The sequence below is a fragment of the Nostoc sp. genome (genome assembly GCF_036917415.1).
Classification (GTDB): Bacteria; Cyanobacteriota; Cyanobacteriia; order Cyanobacteriales; family Nostocaceae; genus Nostoc.
On the sequence record NZ_JBALDJ010000089.1, the window covers coordinates 15399 to 35220 of the forward strand.

A 19822-nucleotide genomic window follows, 5' to 3' on the forward strand; every position below is an offset into this window, starting at 1 on the left:
ATTAATTTAGTTATAATAGTACGTGTACTAAGTATTTTTTTAAATGGTTTCTACATCTAATCACTCCCCACCTTTAGAGTCGTGGCAGCAAAATCTGGCACCATACAATTTGGGCTACAGAATCAAATTAGTCTCACAACTGCTGAGTCGCAAGTTTACTGAGAAGCTAGAACCTTTTGGATTGACACCATTCCACTGGTTGGTGTTGTGCTGTCTTTGGCAAGAAGATGGTTTACCTACTTCTAGTATTGGGGACAAACTCAAACAAGTGGGGGGGACTTTAACAGGCGTACTGGATCGGATGGAAGAACGCGGCTTGGTGCGTCGAGAACGTGACACCCACGATCGCCGCATCTGGCGAATCTGGTTAACGGATGCAGGTAAGGAACTAGAAGCTGTTTTACCACCAATCGCCGCAGCCGTGCGTGATGAAGCGATGGACGGTATTTCCTTTGCTGACCGAGAACTGTTTTCCCAAATGTTGAATCGGGCGATCGCTAACCTCTCTTAAAGATGATCCCATAATCACCCGACCGGGGGAGGCAGTGTAAAGATATATTTTGAGATAATATTACGCATACTAAGGAAATAAGAATTTTTTTCAGACAATATTACGCATTCTAAATAAACGACTATCAATCAGATTATTGAATGAGCAAGCGAGGTAACAATCATGGGTGCTAATACATTTAACGGACGCAACGGACACAAAACCCCAGTTTTAGAAAAAGAATTGATTCCTGATTCAGAGACTTTAGAAGTTGTGACTACAGAAACATCCGCAACAGCAGAAGCACCTGTTGTAACTCCTGAGATCGAGAAAGAAGTTCCAGCGAAACCGAAGCGGAAAAGACCGACTGGTTTAATTTTGGCAGGATTAGGCGTGGGTGCGATCGCCGCAGGTACTTTTGGTCTTCACTACTGGCAATACGCCTCCACCCACCAGGAAACAGACAACGCCACTGTTGCGGGAAATATTCACCAAGTTAGCAGCCGCATTCCTGGAACTATAAGTGAGGTGCTAGTGAATGATAACCAACTGGTGCAACCAGGACAATTGTTAGTGAAGTTAGATCCACGGGACTATCAAAGTAAGGTGCAACAGGCACAAGCAGCCCTAGAAAATGCGCGTGGTCAAGCGCAAGCCGCCCAAGCAAATATTGCTTTGAGTTCACAAACCACTACTGGTAAGACAACTCAAGCGCAAGGAGATGTCAGTGGTGCAGTAGCAGCAATTTTTACAGCCCAAGCAGCAGTACAAGAAGCCCAAGCTGGGATTCCCGCATCCCTTGCAGCAGTACAAGAAGCCCAAGCTGGAATTCCCGCTGCCCAAGCGCAGGTAGCGCAAACAAACGCGAATTTGTCAAAAGCCCAAGCAGATTACAATCGTTACAACCAATTGTATAAAACAGGTGCGATTCCTCGTCAGCAACTAGACACAGCCAAGGCTGCTTATGATGTAGCCAAAGCACAGAAAAATGCCGCGATTCAGGGAGTACAACAAGCCCAAGCCCAGTTAGCCTCTGCCAAAGTTGGTGTCGCCAAAGCCCAGTCTCAGTTAGCACAAGCGCGAGAAAATGTCACCAACGCCCAAGCTAAATTGGCAGCATCTAAGGGCGGATTGCAACAAGCTACCGCAGGTGGACAAGATACAACAGTCAAACGTAGTCAATACGAAGCGGCTAAAGCGGCGATCGCCCAATCAGAAGCATCGCTCAAAGACGCACAATTGCAACTATCTTATGCGAATGTTACCGCCCCCAGTGCTGGACGGGTAGGTAGAAAAAACGTGGAAGTTGGCAACCGAGTGCAATCGGGGACACCATTAATGGCGATCGTGGATAACAACTATTGGGTAGTTGCAAACTTCAAAGAAACTCAATTAGAAAAGATGCGTCCAGGAGAGCCAGTAGAGATCAAGCTGGATTCATTCCCTCATCACAACTTTATTGGTCGTGTTGACAGTATTTCGCCAGCTTCCGGCGCTCAGTTTGCCTTATTGCCACCCGATAATGCTACAGGTAACTTTACTAAAGTTGTCCAACGCATTCCTGTTAAAATAGTTTTCGACCAAAAGAGCATTCAAGGATACGAATCGCGGATTACTCCTGGGATGTCTGCGGAAGTTGCCGTGGAAGTCAAGTAATACCAAATCGGCTTAAAACAGATGAAAAACCTCTTTCTACTTATGACATTCTCCTACATCTAAAGAGAGGCGTATAGAAATGAGGTGAGATGATATCTATGAAAGCAGATTGGTATAAAGCAAGCCTGACATGAAAAAATCGCTACTACCTGCTTTAAGGTCAAGAAACTACCAGCTGTTTTTTGCTGGACAAGGTATTTCCCTAATTGGGACGTGGATGACGCAACTTGCCACAATTTGGCTAGTTTATGACTTGACAAAATCCCCATTAATGCTAGGAGTTGTGGGATTTTCGAGTCAAATTCCTAACTTTTTTTTAGCTCCCTTTGGCGGAGTATTTGTAGATCGCTTTTCTCGGTATCGTACCTTAATTGGTACGCAAATCTTGGCGATGATTCAATCATTAACATTAGCAGTGCTGGCGCTAACTGGAGTGATTGAGGTATGGCAGATCATCGCCTTGAGTTTGTTTCAAGGATTTATTAACGCCTTAGATGCGCCAGCCCGTCAAGCTTTTGTGCCAGAATTAGTTGAACATAGAGAAGATTTAGCCAATGCGATCGCTATTAATTCTACGATGTTCAACGGTGCACGATTAATTGGCCCTGCGATCGGCGGTTTATTAATTGCTAGCATTGGAACTGGTTATTGTTTTTTAATTGATGGTTTGAGCTACGTTGCTGTAATCGCCGCTTTATTGGCGATGAAAGTTAAACCTTGGAAAAATTCGGTAACTGACGGCGATCCCTTACAAAAAGTCAAAGAGGGATTTGTATATGCTTTTAGCTTTCCACCTATTCGCTCCATCTTATTGCTATCAGCTTTAGTCAGTCTCATGGGACTGCAAAACACTGTTCTCGTCCCAGTTATTGCCGAACAAGTTCTCAAAGGTGGTGCAGAAAGTTTAGGTTTTTTGATGGCGGCATCTGGAGTTGGAGCCTTAACTGGTGGTATTTATCTAGCTACGCGCCAAACAATCTTAGGAATTGGCAAATTGATTGCCTTAGCTCCAGCAATTTTAGGAACTGGTCTAATTGCCTTATCTTTATCTAGATTTTTACCACTCTCTCTATTTACAATGTTATTTGTTGGCTTAGGAACAATTCTCCAGATTGCTGCTAGCAACACATTTTTACAAACCATTGTCGAAGACGATAAACGTGGGCGATTGATGAGCTTATATACAATGTCATTTTTGGGGATGATTCCCGTGGGTAATTTATTAGGAGGTTTTTTAGCAAGTCATATTGGCGCTCCTAACACTTTAATGATTGATGGGATAGCTTGTATTTTAGGGTCAATTATTTTTAGCAGACAGTTGCCTGCTTTAAGAAAAATAATGCGTCCAATTTATGAGCAAAAGGGGATTATTACGACTCAAGAAGTTTAAGATAAATAACCGCAGTGAAATTTAAATTTATCTTAATGAGCTTTTTATAGCAATTCTTTTTTAATTTTTAGCGTTACTGATTCAAGCTCACGCAGAGGTAAAGAACGTATTGGTATAAGATTTAATAATAAAGTTTTTTGCTACTTAACCTTGAAAATGGAACAAAGTTATGGCTAATACAGGTGTAATTCGTCAGCAAGGGCAAAATCCTGCTTTACCACCAGAGCGTGTACCGCTAAAAACCTGGATTGGTGTATTAGCCAGTATGCTTGGTGCATTTATGGCGGTATTAGATATTCAAATAACTAATGCTTCGCTGCAAGATATTCAAGCAAGTTTAGGAGCAACTCTCGAAGAAGGTTCTTGGATTTCTACCGCGTATCTCGTAGCCGAAATTGTGGTAATTCCTCTAACAGGATGGTTGTCACGAGTATTTTCTCTGCAACGTTATTTATTGGTCAATACTGCACTATTTATCTTCTTTTCTATATGCTGTGCTTGGGCGTGGGATCTCAATTCCATGATTTTGTTTCGCGCCTTACAAGGTTTTACTGGAGGAGTATTAATTCCCACTGCTATGACAGTTGTATTAACGACTTTACCCCAGTCTAAGCAATCAGTTGGGTTAGCTGCATTTGGGTTTAGTGCAGTTTTTGCACCCTCAATTGGCCCGACAATAGGAGGTTGGTTAACAGAAAATTTTGGTTGGGAATACAACTTTTATATAAATGTAATTCCAGGGGCATTAATGCTGGCTGGTGTTTGGTATGGAATTAAGCAAGAAAAACCCCAAATTAATTTACTCAAACAAGGTGACTGGTGGGGAATTATTGCGATGGCTATTGGCTTAGGTTCCCTGCAAGTTGTTTTAGAAGAAGGTAGCCGCAAAGATTGGTTTGGTTCAGCGTTGATTGTGCGCTTAAGTGTAATTGCAGCAATTTTTTTGGCGATATTTTTCTTTATAGAATTAACTCGTAAACAACCATTTATTAATTTACGGCTTGTACTTAGGCGGAACTTTGGTTTAGCCAGTATTGTCAATGTGTCGTTGGGAGTAGGATTGTATGGTTCAATTTATATTTTACCGTTGTATCTCGCCCAAATTCAAAAATACAATGCTCTGCAAATTGGTGAAGTATTGATTTGGGCTGGTATTCCCCAACTGTTTATTATTCCCCTCATCCCGAAATTGATGCAACGCATTGACGTGCGGTTAATGGTAGCTGTTGGTGTGACTTTGTTTTCCATCAGTGCATTTATGAACTCTGGAATGACTAATGAAACAGGATTAGAGCAATTACGGTGGTCGCAATTTGTGCGTGCAATGGGACAACCCCTAATTATGGTGCCGCTTAGTTCTATCGCCACTGGTGGATTAAGTCCGAAAGAAGCAGGTTCGGCAAGTGGTTTATTTAATATGATGCGGAATCTGGGCGGTTCTATCGGAATTGCTTCTTTAGCGACTTTATTAGCAAATAGAGAGCAATTTCACTCGAATAGATTGGGTGATGGAGTATCTTTATATAACCCAGAAACTCAACAGCGAATTGACCAAATGACACAGTATTTTATTAGTCGCGGAGCAGATTTGAATACAGCACAAAATCAAGCGATCGCATCTATATCTAACATTGTCCGCCGGGAAGCATTTGTAATGGCTTTTAACGATTGTTTCTACTTTATTGGTATTGCTTTGTTAGTTAGTGGGATTGCTATTTTATTCCTCAAAAAGGTAAAGGCAACCGGTGGCGCTGTCGCTCATTAAATTTTTTGTATCAGTTAAAATGTTTGATAAAACTACTAAGGTACTAAAATGGTCATTAGCCAAAGTGAGTACTATATCTCCCCAGAAGAATATTTAGAAGGCGAGAAAGTAAGTGAAATCAAACACGAGTATATTGATGGGCAAGTCTACGCAATGGCAGGAGCAAGTGATGCTCATGTTACTGTGGTAGGAAACTTGTTTGTGCTGCTGCGAAACCATCTCCGGGGTAGTGCTTGCCGTGTTTATATGTTAGATATGAAAGCACAAATCGAGGTCATAAATCGCTATTTCTATCCTGATGTAATGGTGACTCGCGATACACGAGATAAAGAATTTGAATATTTTAAGTGCTATCCCTCCTTAATTATTGAAGTGCTTTCTGAATCAACAGAAGGTTATGACAGAGGGAAGAAATTTGCTAGTTACCGACACTTAGAATCACTACAAGAGTATGTGCTAATTTCACCAGAGCAAATGAGTGTAGAATGCTTCCGCCGCAACGAACAAGGACAGTGGGTACTTTACCCTTATGAAGAAGGGGGAGAAGTGCATTTAGCTAGCGTTGATTTTCGTTGTGCGATCGCAGAAATATATGAAGATGTGATACTTACAGACAATAGCAATAAAAATTGACTATTGGTAGAGATGTAAATGATAATATTACATCACCTGAAAATACAAGGCATCCTGCGATAATATTTATGCTATTGGATACTAGACTAAGTGTCTAAACCCCAAACTCGTCTAGCTAAATTGGTTAACATCTCTTGACGCTTCTCTATAGCTGTAGAATCCCAAATATCAAAGTGATAAAGGTTAAGGGATTTAACAGTGCGGTTTAACTGTGTATTTGTTCCAACACTAGGTTTTTCTACTAGGGAACGAGTTAATAAAAGTTGAGATTCACGATATCCATTTTTCTTAGCATCAAATGTATTATCTGCAATAGAACTATTAATTGTCTTTTCTAAAAGAATTAAGTTGCCAAGCTTCTCAAGATATGAATCATATTCTATAGGCTTATCAAATTCATCTTTGATATATTCTTTTGAAGATTTTGGCAAGATATGTTCTATGGTTACTGACTTGTTTAGATACCAATCTAGTGAATTTGAATTACTGTAAGCCTGTTCATCAACTAACTGAGTGAGTTTAGCTAGTATGTAACGCATACGAAATTTGGCTATCTTAGACTCGGTTAATCCACGAAATGCAAGATCAAAATCTAGAGATAGAGAAGCTAATTCAGATTTAAAGTTACTGTCAATAAAATCTTTGAATTGCTCAGAACTTTTAACTTCTATTAAGTTTCTACTCCATTGTGAGAAACTACGAATCATATTCACATCTTTCCGAGTTGAGCGAGTTATAGTATATACGAACAATAAGTTTTCAATTTGATGACAAAGCTCTATAAATAAATCTTTAGTAAGATTTTTACCCGCCAGGAGTAATACAAAATGCTGACTATATCTTCCTTGAAGTCTTTTGATATTTTTAAGATATGGATTAACAGAGCCATCTATATTTTCTCCGTTAACAAAATTTGCATAATATTCACTTGTAGTGACTAGACGTTCAACAAAATTAAATGGATTTTCATGAATTTTGTGTTCGTGACTATTTTCAACAAACCATTCATATACAGCTTCTTCAGGAAAGTTATTTTGTAAATTTATTTCATAATGTGACATGATATAATAACGCAGAAATTGCATGGGAGACTCTCCACAGATATGTAATATTTTGGTTAGCTTATCCCATTGCTTTTTCAACTTTTCCCAGTATAATTTTGGACTTGAATTGGATTGAGTTGATATATTAATAAACAAATAGTTTTTCAGTAAATCTAATGAACTAAGACCTACTCCACGATCATTAATTGTCTCAAATACTTTAAGAGCATTTTTAAGATTAGGGGTTTCAATTTTTATTAACTTTACTTTATTGCTTAATACTGAAGAAAATTTTAATATTCGCTCAGAAGTTTCTACAAACATTTCTGATAAAAACTCTCGAATTGTTTCGTATGCCTCAACAAGACGTTTAGCTGAAGCTGAACTTTGTGTATCAATTTTCTCTACAGTTATTTCTTTAGCCGCAATAGTTTTCAAGACCCCAGCACCATCCCCATATTGAAGTGTCAGTCTATATTTATTAATATCTTCACCACTTTTTAAATCTTGGGCAACTCCAGCAATTAATCCTTCTACAACCTTAGATGGTTTTCTAAACTCAAGAAGATAATCACGAATAGCACAAAACATTAGATAAATAGTTGTTAACCTTTGCTGTCCATCAATTAACTGAGAAGTTTCGGTTTCATCACGAAACACAACAATAGAACCCAGAAAATATTCGGCATCTTCTACTGCTTCGCCTTCGTCATACAACTCATACACAATATCCTGAAGTAATTTTTCAACATTACTTTTTTCCCAAACATATTCTCTCTGAAAATCTGGTACTGAATAAAACTCTCTGAATAGATCCGCTATGCTCAGATTACTAGACTCGATTCGTGGTGAAGTTGCCATGTAAACCTTGGTATATTTAAAGACTCTTTAGTAAGATTACCCAAAATAACACCAGAGCTAACTGAAAAACTTTTCCTAATCCAACATTTGTGGATCAATTCCTAAAGCGTTGAGTTGTTCAGCAGAGAGCGATCGCAATTTCTCTACAATTCTCTCCCGCTTTTGTCGCTCAACTTCAGTGCGTTCATAACCTGTTAACAATAAATTTCCTTGTGCATCCCACCACCGCAGCCAAGGTAACTCTGCATTTTGATACAAGCCCTGCCAGATTCCCAACTCTACGCCCATAGGAGCAATTGGATAATGTCCTCGTTCATTGGGTTTCATCAGTTGATAGGTATTATCAATTAGATGGTAAACTTCCACTTGCGCTTTTGCTACTTCATAAATCCCATAATAAGGGACTCGAATTGCTTGCTCATAAACCCAAAATTTACCAACATTCCCACCTTCCCCTTGAGATGGCGGTGTGCTGTCTCGTTCTTCTGAACCATCTCCAGAGACAAATTCCAGCACAATCAAGGGCGCGACATACTCCTTCCACAGCACATAAGAACGCCGTGTTTTACCTTCAAGGGTCGGTGGTACATTGGATACATAAAACCAATCGGGTGCTTCAGCCCCTTTCTCAGGAGGATCTGTCAATCGCCAGTAGATACCTAAATCTTGTCCAATACAATATTGACTATCAGGATGAAGTTCTTCTAGGACAAGTTGAATTGAGTCAGTAAGTAAGATACTTTGAGGATGCTCTTGCCAGTTTTTCACAAACGTACCATCTGAGTCTGGTAACTGGGTGTGGTCAGGTAAAGTTAATGCCGATAGGGAAGTCATAGGCTTTAACCAATGGGTTGTCTGATTCTTATTGTAGATTGCTATTTTACTATTTTTGAATAGACGCGCTACTAGGTTAGATGCCATTTATATAACAAAAGTCAATCTTTCTATATGAAAAAAGCTATTACGATTACTGCGGATATTTTCTATATCCTCACAATCATTCGCATTCGGCTTAACTATAGACAATAGAAAATGAGAACCTATTACTCGTAAATCGTATGGTATTACATGAGTTGGTATATCAAAAATCCATCCTATACCTGCCCATGCAGTATTCTCTGAACGTTCCCAGAGTACCCTTGTGTATCCTCCATCCATGTGAAAAATCACTCTTACAGTTTCTCTGGCTAAAAAAAATATTTCATTCATTACTACAAAATATTTTGTTTTGATATATCAAAGATTTGTAGATTAGATTCTTCAAAATCTAAGGGACATTTCAATTTATTCCCCCCTTTTAAAAAGTGGGGTTATATCATGTCCAGTTAATTAGTTATAATTCCCGTAATCTATGCAGAAACCGGAAAACCCTCTTTCCCCCAGCTAAGATCCCCCAGCAAGAGCTGCGGTCTTAATGATAAGTCTTTCACCGGACATGATATTAGGGGGGATCTTTACTTGACAAACATCCTCTTAAAGTTAATCGTCAGCAACTCTTCTGAATTTTCTCGACTGAATAATATAATTTTCAGGAAACACCAGGCTCATCAGCAGTTTTGATCTCTTTTAAAATTCTTTCGACTTGGTTAACTTTTTCACCTCTATTCTGTTCTTTGAAAATATTTAAAGCTTTTTCTAAAGAAGATAGCGCCTCATCTTTTTTATTTGTTTGCCACAATGCTATTGCAAAATTAGTCAGCCCTTCGCCATAATTAGGATTAATTTCCAAAGCTTTTTTATATTCAGTAATGGCTTCTTCCCAGCGACTTTGGCTAGCGTAAACTATACCAATCGCATTGTAAGCTAGAGCGTATTTCGGCCGGAGGCGAATGGCTTCTCGATAGGAGTTAATTGCATCTTCTGGTTTTTTTTGCCGAAAAAGCACATTTCCCAATTGAAAGTGTCCGAAGGCGTCTTCTGGGAACTTTTTAACTAATTTGCGTAAATTTTCCTCTGCACCTGTTAAGTCTCCCTGACTAAATAAAGCATTGGCTTGTTGTAGGAGTTGCGATCGCTCTGGTGTATCTGTACCTGAAGATTGTGCTATTTTTTGTGGTTGTCTCTGTGCAGACTGTTCTAGCGAATGCATAGAAACTTGTCCAGGAACCGCTAAGACTAATGGTGATATCCCCATTACACTGATAATACTCAGCATCATGCAGCCAATAGGTTGAACAAATGCTGATTTGGATTTGCACTTCACCTTCATCGCCCTGAATACCTCAATAACGTCCTATTCTTATAATAATGTGAGGATGCATTAGTAAGTCTGTAATACACTAAGAAGTGTGTCAATATGCTGACTGCACGGTGTCTTTAAAATTTTAGAGATGGGCGAGCACAACTATTTGTTTTATAAGAATAAATTGGTATGTGCATACTCATGTATTATTTCTCTGCTCATACCAACTATTTACATTTATAGGACTTACGCAAAAAACCTCTCTAACTCTTATTCCTCTGTGTTCTCTGCGTTCTCTGTGGTTTGATTTTCCGTGACCTCTGCGTAAGTCCTGATTTAAAATAATATTAGCTATTTCTTTGTCATCAAGTTTTTTCAGTTCATCATTTCCGTTAAAGTGCAAGCTAACTTGCTTTTGTCCATTTATTCTAGGTTCTAAAATCCATTTATAATAACCTCGATCGTTCTCTAAAATAAAGAAAAATAGGCAAACCGGGAATGGTAAATCTTTGAATTTTTCTAGCCTATTCAACCTCTCTTTGTCTAACTTTAAAATATCATTATGCTTGCTTAAGCTCGATGTAGAATCTGTTGCTTTTACTTCAATACCAAAGAGTCTTCCAGTAAAAACTCCATTTTTGGTAATTGTGATTAAAAAGTCTAATCCTTGATTTGGTGTTGGCTGAGAAATAACCAAGTCATCACGACGAGTTAAGTAAACAACGGCAAGAGATTCTGCCCGTCTTCCAATATACCAAGGTGCTGTGGTTTCCATTGTTTTATCTCCAGTCTCGATCGGCAAATTTTGAAACTAACTGATTAGTATCGTATCTGCTCCAAAAATCATCAACTTCCTGCCATAGCAATTCTCTATTTTGTCTGATAATTTTAAATTGAGTAGGAAGGCTTGACAGAGACTTAAGACTTTCACCATTTGCAGAAACTATGTAACCTACCTCTTGAATTTATCGATGCCTACTATATAAGTTGGTGCTGGATAAGATGCTAAACCAATTACATTTTCTTTTAGCACTTTCACCTTCAAACGGTTATATTTTTTAGTGTAACCTTTTCTTGTTGTCTTCACTTGTACAAAGAAATAAGGAACAGATTTCCCAGCCCCTACCAACTCTACAATAAAATCAACATATTGCCATTTATCTCCTAAAAACTGCGGCTTGAAAATAGGGCCAGCATGAGAGTGAAATTCCGTCATTAATACTGTAAAAATTGCTTCGCCTCTTTGCCCTAGTGCATCTCTCATTTATAGACCTATTTTAATTGAGCCTGCTTAACAAAGGGCAGGCTGTTTTGCCTACCCTAGATTATTAAGTATTGCTTTGTGTTAGTTTGTTGTTAACAAACTCCTATTTTGAGAAGTTTGCATTGTTTATACACTTTCCCGCAATTTATCCAACACACTCCGATCTTCCAATGTTGAAGTATCTCCAGATACCTCTTGCCCCGCAGCTAGATTCCGCAATAAGCGCCGCATAATCTTACCCGATCGCGTTTTGGGTAAAGCGTCTGTAAAACGGATTTCTCCCGGACGCGCGATCGCACCTATTTCTTTGACAACGTGCATTTTGAGTTCTTTACTCAGTTCCTCACTTGCCTGATAAGTGCCTTCTAAAGTCACAAAAGCAACTACTTCTTCACCTTTAAGTTCATCTGGCTTACCCACTACTGCCGCTTCTGCAACTGCTGGGTGAGAAACTAAAGCTGATTCTACTTCCATTGTACCGAGTCGGTGTCCTGATACATTCAATACGTCATCCACACGACCCATTACCCAGAAATAGCCGTCTTCATCTTGTCTTGCTCCATCACCAGCAAAGTAAGTATAATTACCATCTTTGGGCGGAATATGTTCCCAGTAAGTGCGGCGGAAGCGTTCTGGATCGCCGTAGACTGTCCGCATCATTCCTGGCCAAGGATGTCGCACCGCTAGATAACCGCCTTCTTTATTGGGTACGGTGTTTCCGTCTAAATCCACGACATCTGCAATAATTCCAGGGAAGGGAAGAGTTGCGGAACCGGGTTTAGTGGGAATTGCTCCTGGTAACGGTGTAATCATGATACCGCCGGTTTCCGTTTGCCACCAAGTATCCACAATTGGACAGCGATCGCCACCAATAACTTTGTGATACCACATCCAAGCTTCCGGGTTAATCGGTTCGCCGACGGTTCCCAACAAACGCAAGGAAGACAGGTTTCGCGCATTCGGATGTTGTTCGCCCATCTTAATAAATGCTCGAATTGCCGTAGGTGCGGTATAAAAAATATTAACGCCGTATTTTTCAATTACATCCCAGAAACAACCAGGATTAGAAGCACGGGGCGCACCTTCATACATTATCGTTGTTGCACCATTGGAAAGGGGGCCGTAGACAATATAGCTGTGTCCCGTAATCCAACCAACATCGGCAGTACACCAATATACATCAGTGTCTTGCAGGTCGAATATCCACTTGGTGGTGATATGGGTATACAAATTATAACCAGCAGTTGTATGCACTACGCCCTTCGGTTTGCCCGTGCTGCCGGAAGTGTAAAGGACAAACAGCATATCTTCGCTGTCCATCGGTTCGGCGGGACAATCTGCTGATGCACCTTTTTGCAAATCATGCCACCAACGATCGCGTCCGCCCAACTGCATATAAATTTCTTGTCCAGTGCGCTTGACAACTAGGACATTTTCGACACTGGGAACAGCACCATCAGCTAAGGCTTTGTCTACCTGTTCCTTGAGAGGAACGATCGCATCTTTGCGCCAACCACCATCAGCCGTGATTACCAGTTTAGCTTTAGCATCAATTAAGCGATCGCGCAAAGCTTCGGCACTAAAACCACCAAATACTACGCTGTGAGGTGCGCCGATTCGCGCACAGGCTAACATCGCGATCGCAGCTTCGGGAATCATCGGCATATAAATACCAACGCGATCGCCTTTTTGTATACCCAGTTGCTTCAATACATTGGCAAACTGGCAAACTTCCCGGTGCAGTTGGGCATAAGTGAGGGTGCGCGAATCACCTGGTTCTCCTTCCCAAATCAATGCTGCTTTATTTTTGCGCCAGGTAGTGAGATGTCTGTCAAGGCAGTTGTAAGAAATATTAATTTTACCACCAACAAACCATTTAGCAAAAGGTGGTTGCCAGTCTAATACTGTATCCCATTTTCGGAACCATTCTAATTCTGTTCCAGCCAAATCTGCCCAAAATTGCTGCGGATCGGCTTTGGCTTTTTCGTAGAGACGCTGATAGTCTTTTAAGCTTTTGATATGAGCATTCTGCGAGAATTCTGAGGTAGGGTGGAAGAGGCGATTCTCTTGGAGGATTGATTCTATAGTTGGTTGAGACATGGTTAGTTATGAGTGCGATCGCTATTATTACTAAAAACTATTCTTAGCCCAGTTGTGTCAGATGGTGTTTAGATTTTCGTTAAGCTAGGTGGAAATTGCCGAGTTATTTAGTTTACATTCATTTTCATCTACCAAAAGCACGCGATCGAGAAATGTAAAGACGTTTTACAACCTATCTACCGGGAATGTTGCAATATTGTAAATAGTCTTGACAAGCAAAGCCTGAAACTATGCCCCTCACTGTCGAAGCCAGCAGCTTATACCTCAACGATGTTCATCGCTTCCTAAAACTAGAAGAACTTTCCAATGGTTCATTCACAGACTTCTTAACTCTAGAACCACTCTCTGAGTTTGAACAGCAGGATTTATTGCGAATCAGAAATGACTTCCGTCGCTATTTAAGCGCAGGGAAAATTTCTGAAGGGTTGGTTAAATTCTTAACAATTGCACCCTTAATGCGGTTAGCTGGATTTTACGATGTGCCGATTCGGTTGACAATGGAAGATAGCATTGCGATCGCAGTTGAAGATGAAGACAGAAGAATTACCGGGCGGATGGATATTTTAGCAATCAACAATCCTCAAAGTAATATTGCACCGCTTTTTTGGGTTGTAGTAATTGAAACGAAAAACAGTGCGGTTGAAGTGGGTGAGGGTTTACCTCAATTACTCACTTATGCTTTTAAAAGTTTAGATCAACAACCATCAGTTTGGGGTTTGGCAACTAACGGACTGCGTTATCAATTTGTTTATTTAAGACATGACGAACAGCTAACTTATCAGTTAATGCCATTATTAAATCTGAATGAATCTCCCGGTGCAATTGAGTTATTACAAATTTTTAAAGCCATTTGTAAGTTACCAAATTTTCAGTAAATAAATTGCGGAGCGATCGCTGATGTCTGAACCTGCTACCCTAGAAATCATCTCTGATAATATTTCAGAAGACGAAGTTATTTTTCCTCCTGGTGATATACTGAGTGACGAACCACCCTTGGAAAGCGATTTGCACCGAGAACAAATCGATTTGCTGATTCGCATACTAAAATTATGGTGGCGAGAAAGGCAAGATTTTTATGCTTCTGGCAATTTGACGATTTACTACAGTCCTAACCAGAAAAAATCAGAATATTTCCGCGGATCAGACTTTTTTGTAGTTTTGGGAACCCAGAAAAAAGACCGTAAGAGTTGGGTAGTTTGGCAAGAAGACGGCAAATATCCCAACCTAATTGTGGAAATTTTGTCAAGTTCAACGACAGCAGTTGATAAAGGTTTAAAAAAACAAGTTTACCAAGATACCTTCCGTACACCAGATTATTTCTGGCTTGACTCTGTAACAATGGAACTTCAGGAATTTCATCTAGTTGATGGAAAGTATCAAGAAATTAAAACCACTACTGATGGACGTTTGTGGAGTCAGCAGTTAGAACTTTATTTGGGAGTTTATGAAGGTAAATTAAGATTCTTCACTACTGAAAATCAATTAATACTATCATCAGAAGAGTTAGCTGAACAAGAACGTTTACGTGCCGAACAGGCAGAAGAACGCGCCCAAAGAGCAGAGCAAGAAATTGCTCGACTGCGGGAGGCTTTACGTATACAGGGCATCGACCTAGAGAATATTTGATTACATCAGGAAATGAACTAAAGACATTTTCAAGTTAAAATCTAGTTATCAATGTGTAAAAAAAGCGTAATCTTCTGAAAGTAGGGCATCGATTGCAAGCACAAGAAATTAAGGATCAGCTAAAGTCCCTTATCGAGCAAGCCTCCTCGATAGATCGTAATTTAGCGAGAAGATTAGATGAAATCAATCGTTGGGTAAAAGACATCAAACCAGGTTCCCTGACTGCAAAACCCTTTGTCATTGCCTTTCTGCTAGAGGTGATTACGGATTCGACAATATGGCTGATAATCAAATCTTTACCTTCAGAAGAGGAACAAAAAGCAAAGTTCGAGTTGATGACGCCGATTGAGAGATATTGGTATGGTTATCTATTTCCCAGATGGTTTAATGCAAGTGACTCCAAGTTTTATATTTGGAAGCAAAAATTGATGGCAGGCGAATTTAATCAGGTAGATGATGATATCATTAAATCAATAGCCCAAGATATTGTTCAGCGAGAAGGTAGTTTTTGGCAGCGTTATATAGCCGACCTTTCTATGGCAACAGATTTAATTGTTAGTCGTAACAATCAACCACTGTGCATTCAAGTTACGAGTGTTAGTGAAGAACTTAATCAACAAAAGTACCAAGCTTGGCAAAATACACTGCGATCGTGGGAAATCGAGAGGGGGCTGTTCTTAAGTTACAATCCCAAAGATGCTAATTTTGTCAACCAGTTAGTCAACGTGGCCCTGTATAACAGTGATTACCTTTCTGGTGGCAAATATTTAAAATTTTCGTAAATTTTCAGGAATTTGATATTTCAGATTTGTGTCTAGCCTATATACTTACGTGCTAATTACAGCTTTTATGCCTAATAAAAGAGAAACTCACTGCAACAATCAAGTAGATACATTTGCTGAAGCTTTAGCGACGGCGCGACAAATGCAGCAGAACTGGCTAACTTATGGGGTTGATTTTGTTAATATTTACGTTGAAGATGTGGAGGGAGACTGGCTAGAAACGTGGGGACATGATGAAATCTTAGGTAATTTTCAATTAGATGCTATTAAAGAATTTCTGGTAAGTAATGATAGTATAGCTGTAAAAGTAAGAGAGCATTTAGGAGAGCGATCGCTATTTGATTTTGCAGTAAACTTAGAAGAATCTTGGAGAATTTCTGGAGTAGATGACAGGCTATCTGCTGTGAGAAATCTGTTAGCTGGTGAAGGGAATAGTGTTGATACAGATGACATCAGGTTAGTGGATTTAGCAAATACTCTGGTGGGAAAGTTGGCAGAGATTTTGTGAAATTTTTAGTTGCGTAGTGGTAGAGTAAATTTTGAAGTTTTATTTTGGTTGCCCTTGGGTGGTATGTAGGCGATCGCTTTTCTAGACAAGCTTTAATAATCTTTGAGATGTGCAATCTTTATCACTGTTAGTAGTAAGGGTTGCTCCTGAATCTGGTAAATAATGCGGTATTCACCCAAACGAACCTTATACAGGCGTTCGGTGTCCTTCAATAGATAAGCGTCTTCTGGACGTGGATTTAATGCTAGTTCCTCTAACTTTTGTGCTAGTTGTTGCTGCACCACTAAGTCTAATTCTGTAATTTTTTGCACAGATGAAGGTGCTAATGCTACTTGGTAGCTCATATCCCTAGCTCCCTTTTAATGTCTTCAAAGGGTGTTGTTCCCACCCCTGCAATTTCCTCTAATGTTTTATAAGCATCTCTTACATCAGCCTCATCTAACCTTGCTTCAATTAGCTCATGCATCTGGTCTGTTGAGGTAATCTCAGTTCCTGGTTCTTCTCTAAGTTTGTCCGTTAATGCATGAAAAGCTTCTCGATCGTCTCGATGTTCCAACACATAAGCTCTTAACTCTTGTTTGGTCATTGCTTGAAAATTTGCCTTAGTCATAAATATCTTACCCTCCCATTTGGCAATATTTCTATTTCAAAGCTTTGTCCAGCTAGAATGTAAATACGTGTTGTCCGTTCATCTAATCTCACCAAGTAAATTGGTAGGTACATCTGAGTTAAATCCTGACACACCTTAAATAATTCAATTGCTTGTTCATTAGTTGGTTTCATTCAGCATCATTAACAAATTAAATTGTAGTAAATTGCTTACAGACGCTATTTACTTTGTTTTATTTAAATTGTATACGTAGATTTTGGATAAAAATATTACACAGTTACAGCAATTGTGACTAACGTTTAAGCGTTTGTTGCAAACGTTCAAATGTTTGTTATCAGTGTTGCAGCAATAGTTACTCAGCTTGAAGCATTTATAAGAAACCTTTAAGTATTTGTTACAAAGGTTCAATTTTTTCTTATCAATGTTAAAGCAGTTGTTACTCACATTGAAGTATGTATAAGAAAGGTTGAAACATTACTTACAAAAATTCAATTTTTTCTTATCAATACTGAAGCAATAGTTACTCAGGTTGAAACTGTGGTTAATAACGTTGAAGTTTTCCCTTACAGCGTACACTCGACTTTCACGAGAGAAACTGGATTAGCCTCTATCTCTACTGGAATTTAAACATCTGTTATTGTATCCATCAGTGAAGATGTCGCTCGATAAGGTAGGATAATTTGGAACCAATTACAGCTAGTGCGATCGCAACCCTCGCTTTTACCAAAGCCTTTGAGAAAACTATCGAGAAATTCACTGAAGCAGCCCTGGTAAAAATGGACGAGCTGCGAAAAAAGATTTGGGAGAAGTTACGGAGAAATCGGAAAGCAGAGACAGCCCTCGTTGCTGCTGAAAAAGGCTCGAAACCTGATTTAGATAGGGTTGCTGCTTACTTACAGATAATTTTACACGAAGAACCGGAGTTTGCCAAAGAAGTAGAAACACTGGCTCGTGAAATTGAGGCTGGTAAGATAGTAGATAAAAGCAATATGACCCAAATCAATCAAGACAATGCCAAGGGATGGCAAACTAAAGTTGAGGGTGGAACAGTTTATCAAGGCGATATTAACATTCACCATGCACCCCCCAATTCTTGAATTGAGCCATCATGAACCAAAGCAACCAGGATAATGCCAAGGGATGGCAAACTCAGGTTGACGGTGGAATACTTTATCAAGGCGATATTAGTATCTACAATTCCCCTACTCAGCAGTTACACCCATCTCCTCCAAATAATATTCCTTATCGGGGTGTCGCCAACTTTGTCGGGCGGGATGACAAACTTGTAGAACTACATAAAAAATTGCTGCAAAATGACAACGCGGCAATTTTGGCTCTGGCTGCTATGGGAGGAATGGGTAAAACTGAACTGGCGACACAATACGCACACCGCTACAAAGTCAATTATCCTGGTGGGGTTTGCTGGTTAGATGCCAGAAAACCAGATTTAGCAGCAGAGATTGTGCAGTTTGCTCAGTTTTACATGAAACTGGAAGTACCGCAAACCTTATTGACTTCCCAGGAACAAGCAAAATGGTGCTGGCATAATTGGCAACCACAAACAGGACTAGTCTTGGTAGTATTGGACAATGTTGACGATGTGACTAACTGGGAAAAATCTTGCCAAGTCCTGCCAACAGATAACCGCTTTCGTATATTGATGACAACTCGGTTGCGAAATCTCGGTTCAACAGTTCAACAGATAACTTTGGATGAACTGTTACCAAACGATGCTTTGAATTTGTTGACAACTTTGTTGGGTGAGAATGATCAGCGGGTGCAACGAGAACCACAAACGGCAGTAAATTTATGTAAATGGCTGGGATATCTGCCTTTAGGTTTGCAATTAGTGGGCGCGTATTTGGCAGAAGATCCAAATTTGTCTTTGACAGAGATTTTACAACGATTACCAGCCCCGCAAAAATCTCAATTGGAAGCCGTATTTGAGTTAAGCTGGCAACAACTTAATTATATGACACAGCGTGTTGGTGAGTTGTTGAGTTTATTTGCCCCAGATATCATTCCTTGGCAATTGGTTGAATCTGTCAGTCAGCAGCTAAATTTGGCAAAGGCAGATGTTGACGAGGCGAGAAAGCAACTTTATCAGCGCCATTTAATTCAAGGTGTAGCAGAAAGAGAAAGTTGCTATAAAATTCATCCTTTAATTAGGGAGTTTTTGCAAGGGAAATTAGTAAGGTTAAACACAGCCGATGATTTGAAAAAAGCCTTTGCCGCAGCATTAGTAAAAATTGCTCAGAAAATACCTGAATCTCTCACCCTTGAGGATATCAAGTCAGTGCAACTGACAATTCCCCATTTAACTGAGGTGGCACAAAATCTGATTGATGTTGTGGAGGATGAAAATTTAATATTGGTTTTTGTTGGCTTGGGCAAATTCTATCAAGGACAAGGTTTATATACCCTAGCAGCACCTTGGTATGAACAAGGATTATCAACGGTGCAAACCCGTTTGGGAGATGCACATCCCGATGTTGCCACCAGCCTGAATGACCTGGCAGGACTCTACAATTTTCAAGGACGCTACGACCAAGCCGAACCCCTGTATCTCCAAGCTTTAGAACTGAGAAAACGCTTGCTGGGAGATGCACATCCCGATGTTGCCACCAGCCTGAATGACCTGGCAGGACTCTACAATTTTCAAGGACGCTACGACCAAGCTGAACCCCTGTATCTGCAAGCTTTAGAACTGAGAAAACGCCTGCTGGGAGATGCACATCCTCATGTTGCCACCAGCCTGAATGACCTGGCAAATCTCTACTATTCTCAAGGAAGCTACGACCAAGCCGAACCCCTGTTTCTGCAAGCTTTAGAACTGAGAAAACGCCTGCTGGGAGATGCACATCCTCATGTTGCCACCAGCCTGAATGACCTGGCAAATCTCTACTATTCTC

21 protein-coding genes are annotated in these 19822 nt (G+C 39.9%); 11 read left to right on the top strand and 10 right to left on the bottom strand.

The window, feature by feature from the left end; all coding sequences use genetic code 11:
• The first annotated feature begins 43 nt into the window (after nucleotides 1–43).
• The 5 genes from V7K41_RS19240 (at nucleotide 44) to V7K41_RS19260 (ending at nucleotide 5934) form a co-directional block, all read left to right on the top strand.
• Entirely contained in the window at nucleotides 44–511 is a 468-nt protein-coding gene (locus V7K41_RS19240) for a MarR family winged helix-turn-helix transcriptional regulator (RefSeq protein WP_334850694.1), read from the top strand.
• A 162-nt stretch (nucleotides 512–673) separates the two neighbouring features.
• Complete coding sequence (locus tag V7K41_RS19245) at nucleotides 674–2146, top strand: HlyD family secretion protein (protein WP_334850696.1); 1473 nt, start codon at nucleotides 674–676, stop codon at nucleotides 2144–2146.
• 130 nt (nucleotides 2147–2276) lie between these two features.
• On the top strand, nucleotides 2277–3536 hold the full coding sequence (locus V7K41_RS19250; RefSeq protein WP_334850698.1) for an MFS transporter: 1260 nt from the start codon (nucleotides 2277–2279) through the stop codon (nucleotides 3534–3536).
• A gap of 169 nt (nucleotides 3537–3705) precedes the next feature.
• Nucleotides 3706–5301 (top strand): DHA2 family efflux MFS transporter permease subunit, encoded by a 1596-nt coding sequence (locus V7K41_RS19255; RefSeq protein ID WP_334850700.1) that lies wholly within the window; start codon nucleotides 3706–3708, stop codon nucleotides 5299–5301.
• Nucleotides 5302–5349: 48 nt separating this feature from the next.
• Nucleotides 5350–5934 carry a Uma2 family endonuclease gene (locus tag V7K41_RS19260; RefSeq protein ID WP_334850702.1) on the top strand — a complete coding sequence of 195 codons (585 nt, stop codon included), beginning with the start codon at nucleotides 5350–5352 and terminating at the stop codon, nucleotides 5932–5934.
• A gap of 86 nt (nucleotides 5935–6020) precedes the next feature.
• Here the strand turns inward: V7K41_RS19260 and V7K41_RS19265 are convergent, their stop codons facing one another.
• The 7 genes from V7K41_RS19265 to acs form a co-directional block, all read right to left on the bottom strand.
• Nucleotides 6021–7838, bottom strand: coding sequence for a DUF262 domain-containing protein (locus V7K41_RS19265; RefSeq protein ID WP_334850704.1), 1818 nt, complete (start codon nucleotides 7836–7838; stop codon nucleotides 6021–6023).
• Nucleotides 7839–7913: 75 nt separating this feature from the next.
• Nucleotides 7914–8672, bottom strand: a complete 759-nt coding sequence (locus V7K41_RS19270; protein ID WP_334850706.1) for a Uma2 family endonuclease — start codon at nucleotides 8670–8672, stop codon at nucleotides 7914–7916.
• Nucleotides 8673–8759: 87 nt separating this feature from the next.
• Entirely contained in the window at nucleotides 8760–9047 is a 288-nt protein-coding gene (locus V7K41_RS19275) for a hypothetical protein (protein ID WP_334850708.1), read from the bottom strand.
• Between the two features lie 319 nt (nucleotides 9048–9366).
• Nucleotides 9367–10047: a tetratricopeptide repeat protein gene (locus V7K41_RS19280; protein ID WP_334850710.1), complete on the bottom strand. Its 681-nt coding sequence runs from the start codon at nucleotides 10045–10047 to the stop codon at nucleotides 9367–9369.
• Between the two features lie 172 nt (nucleotides 10048–10219).
• Nucleotides 10220–10795 carry a DUF4365 domain-containing protein gene (locus tag V7K41_RS19285; protein ID WP_334850712.1) on the bottom strand — a complete coding sequence of 192 codons (576 nt, stop codon included), beginning with the start codon at nucleotides 10793–10795 and terminating at the stop codon, nucleotides 10220–10222.
• A gap of 177 nt (nucleotides 10796–10972) precedes the next feature.
• Entirely contained in the window at nucleotides 10973–11284 is a 312-nt protein-coding gene (locus V7K41_RS19290) for a hypothetical protein (protein WP_334850714.1), read from the bottom strand.
• Between the two features lie 126 nt (nucleotides 11285–11410).
• On the bottom strand, nucleotides 11411–13384 hold the full coding sequence (gene acs, locus V7K41_RS19295; RefSeq protein ID WP_334850715.1) for an acetate--CoA ligase: 1974 nt from the start codon (nucleotides 13382–13384) through the stop codon (nucleotides 11411–11413).
• A gap of 230 nt (nucleotides 13385–13614) precedes the next feature.
• Between acs and V7K41_RS19300 the strand changes: the two genes are divergently transcribed.
• The 4 genes from V7K41_RS19300 to V7K41_RS19315 all read left to right on the top strand — a co-directional run bounded on the left by V7K41_RS19300 (nucleotide 13615) and on the right by V7K41_RS19315 (nucleotide 16300).
• A complete protein-coding gene (locus V7K41_RS19300) occupies nucleotides 13615–14259 on the top strand; it encodes a restriction endonuclease subunit R (protein ID WP_334850717.1) in 645 nt (214 codons plus the stop codon).
• Nucleotides 14260–14281: 22 nt separating this feature from the next.
• The gene (locus V7K41_RS19305; protein WP_334850719.1) at nucleotides 14282–15010 is read left to right on the top strand and encodes a Uma2 family endonuclease; all 729 of its coding nucleotides are present in this window, start codon (nucleotides 14282–14284) and stop codon (nucleotides 15008–15010) included.
• A 92-nt stretch (nucleotides 15011–15102) separates the two neighbouring features.
• Nucleotides 15103–15792, top strand: coding sequence for a hypothetical protein (locus tag V7K41_RS19310; protein ID WP_334850721.1), 690 nt, complete (start codon nucleotides 15103–15105; stop codon nucleotides 15790–15792).
• A gap of 67 nt (nucleotides 15793–15859) precedes the next feature.
• A complete protein-coding gene (locus tag V7K41_RS19315) occupies nucleotides 15860–16300 on the top strand; it encodes a hypothetical protein (protein WP_334850722.1) in 441 nt (146 codons plus the stop codon).
• A 92-nt stretch (nucleotides 16301–16392) separates the two neighbouring features.
• Here V7K41_RS19315 and V7K41_RS19320 read toward each other — a convergent pair whose 3' ends face one another.
• Genes V7K41_RS19320 through V7K41_RS19330 form a run of 3 tightly spaced genes read right to left on the bottom strand, consistent with a single transcriptional unit; the run spans nucleotide 16393 to nucleotide 17083 of the window.
• Nucleotides 16393–16644, bottom strand: coding sequence for a type II toxin-antitoxin system RelE family toxin (locus V7K41_RS19320; RefSeq protein ID WP_334850724.1), 252 nt, complete (start codon nucleotides 16642–16644; stop codon nucleotides 16393–16395).
• Entirely contained in the window at nucleotides 16641–16910 is a 270-nt protein-coding gene (locus tag V7K41_RS19325) for a DUF6887 family protein (protein ID WP_334850725.1), read from the bottom strand. Before V7K41_RS19325 ends, V7K41_RS19320 begins: the two co-directional genes overlap by 4 nt.
• Nucleotides 16907–17083, bottom strand: coding sequence for a DUF6888 family protein (locus V7K41_RS19330; RefSeq protein WP_099102933.1), 177 nt, complete (start codon nucleotides 17081–17083; stop codon nucleotides 16907–16909). The genes V7K41_RS19325 and V7K41_RS19330 overlap by 4 nt, the downstream gene beginning before the upstream one ends.
• Before the next feature lie 507 nt (nucleotides 17084–17590).
• Between V7K41_RS19330 and V7K41_RS19335 the strand changes: the two genes are divergently transcribed.
• Both V7K41_RS19335 and V7K41_RS19340 read left to right on the top strand, forming a co-directional pair.
• Entirely contained in the window at nucleotides 17591–18007 is a 417-nt protein-coding gene (locus tag V7K41_RS19335; protein ID WP_334850728.1) for a hypothetical protein, read from the top strand.
• An 11-nt stretch (nucleotides 18008–18018) separates the two neighbouring features.
• The coding region (locus V7K41_RS19340; RefSeq protein ID WP_334850730.1) for a tetratricopeptide repeat protein at nucleotides 18019–19822 on the top strand (1804 nt) is incomplete at its 3' end.

What these genes read in the sequence shown, in the direction of transcription:
- V7K41_RS19250 (WP_334850698.1), top strand. Translation starts at nt 2,277, where the DNA reads ATGAAAAAATCGCTACTACCTGCTTTAAGGTCAAGAAACTACCAGCTG.
- V7K41_RS19275 (WP_334850708.1), bottom strand. Translation starts at nt 9,047, where the DNA reads ATGAATGAAATATTTTTTTTAGCCAGAGAAACTGTAAGAGTGATTTTT.
- V7K41_RS19270 (WP_334850706.1), bottom strand. Translation starts at nt 8,672, where the DNA reads ATGACTTCCCTATCGGCATTAACTTTACCTGACCACACCCAGTTACCA.
- V7K41_RS19325 (WP_334850725.1), bottom strand. Translation starts at nt 16,910, where the DNA reads ATGACTAAGGCAAATTTTCAAGCAATGACCAAACAAGAGTTAAGAGCT.
- V7K41_RS19285 (WP_334850712.1), bottom strand. Translation starts at nt 10,795, where the DNA reads ATGGAAACCACAGCACCTTGGTATATTGGAAGACGGGCAGAATCTCTT.
- acs (WP_334850715.1), bottom strand. Translation starts at nt 13,384, where the DNA reads ATGTCTCAACCAACTATAGAATCAATCCTCCAAGAGAATCGCCTCTTC.
- V7K41_RS19280 (WP_334850710.1), bottom strand. Translation starts at nt 10,047, where the DNA reads ATGAAGGTGAAGTGCAAATCCAAATCAGCATTTGTTCAACCTATTGGC.
- V7K41_RS19330 (WP_099102933.1), bottom strand. Translation starts at nt 17,083, where the DNA reads ATGAAACCAACTAATGAACAAGCAATTGAATTATTTAAGGTGTGTCAG.
- V7K41_RS19290 (WP_334850714.1), bottom strand. Translation starts at nt 11,284, where the DNA reads ATGAGAGATGCACTAGGGCAAAGAGGCGAAGCAATTTTTACAGTATTA.
- V7K41_RS19300 (WP_334850717.1), top strand. Translation starts at nt 13,615, where the DNA reads ATGCCCCTCACTGTCGAAGCCAGCAGCTTATACCTCAACGATGTTCAT.
- V7K41_RS19315 (WP_334850722.1), top strand. Translation starts at nt 15,860, where the DNA reads ATGCCTAATAAAAGAGAAACTCACTGCAACAATCAAGTAGATACATTT.
- V7K41_RS19240 (WP_334850694.1), top strand. Translation starts at nt 44, where the DNA reads ATGGTTTCTACATCTAATCACTCCCCACCTTTAGAGTCGTGGCAGCAA.
- V7K41_RS19265 (WP_334850704.1), bottom strand. Translation starts at nt 7,838, where the DNA reads ATGGCAACTTCACCACGAATCGAGTCTAGTAATCTGAGCATAGCGGAT.
- V7K41_RS19245 (WP_334850696.1), top strand. Translation starts at nt 674, where the DNA reads ATGGGTGCTAATACATTTAACGGACGCAACGGACACAAAACCCCAGTT.
- V7K41_RS19305 (WP_334850719.1), top strand. Translation starts at nt 14,282, where the DNA reads ATGTCTGAACCTGCTACCCTAGAAATCATCTCTGATAATATTTCAGAA.
- V7K41_RS19320 (WP_334850724.1), bottom strand. Translation starts at nt 16,644, where the DNA reads ATGAGCTACCAAGTAGCATTAGCACCTTCATCTGTGCAAAAAATTACA.
- V7K41_RS19260 (WP_334850702.1), top strand. Translation starts at nt 5,350, where the DNA reads ATGGTCATTAGCCAAAGTGAGTACTATATCTCCCCAGAAGAATATTTA.
- V7K41_RS19255 (WP_334850700.1), top strand. Translation starts at nt 3,706, where the DNA reads ATGGCTAATACAGGTGTAATTCGTCAGCAAGGGCAAAATCCTGCTTTA.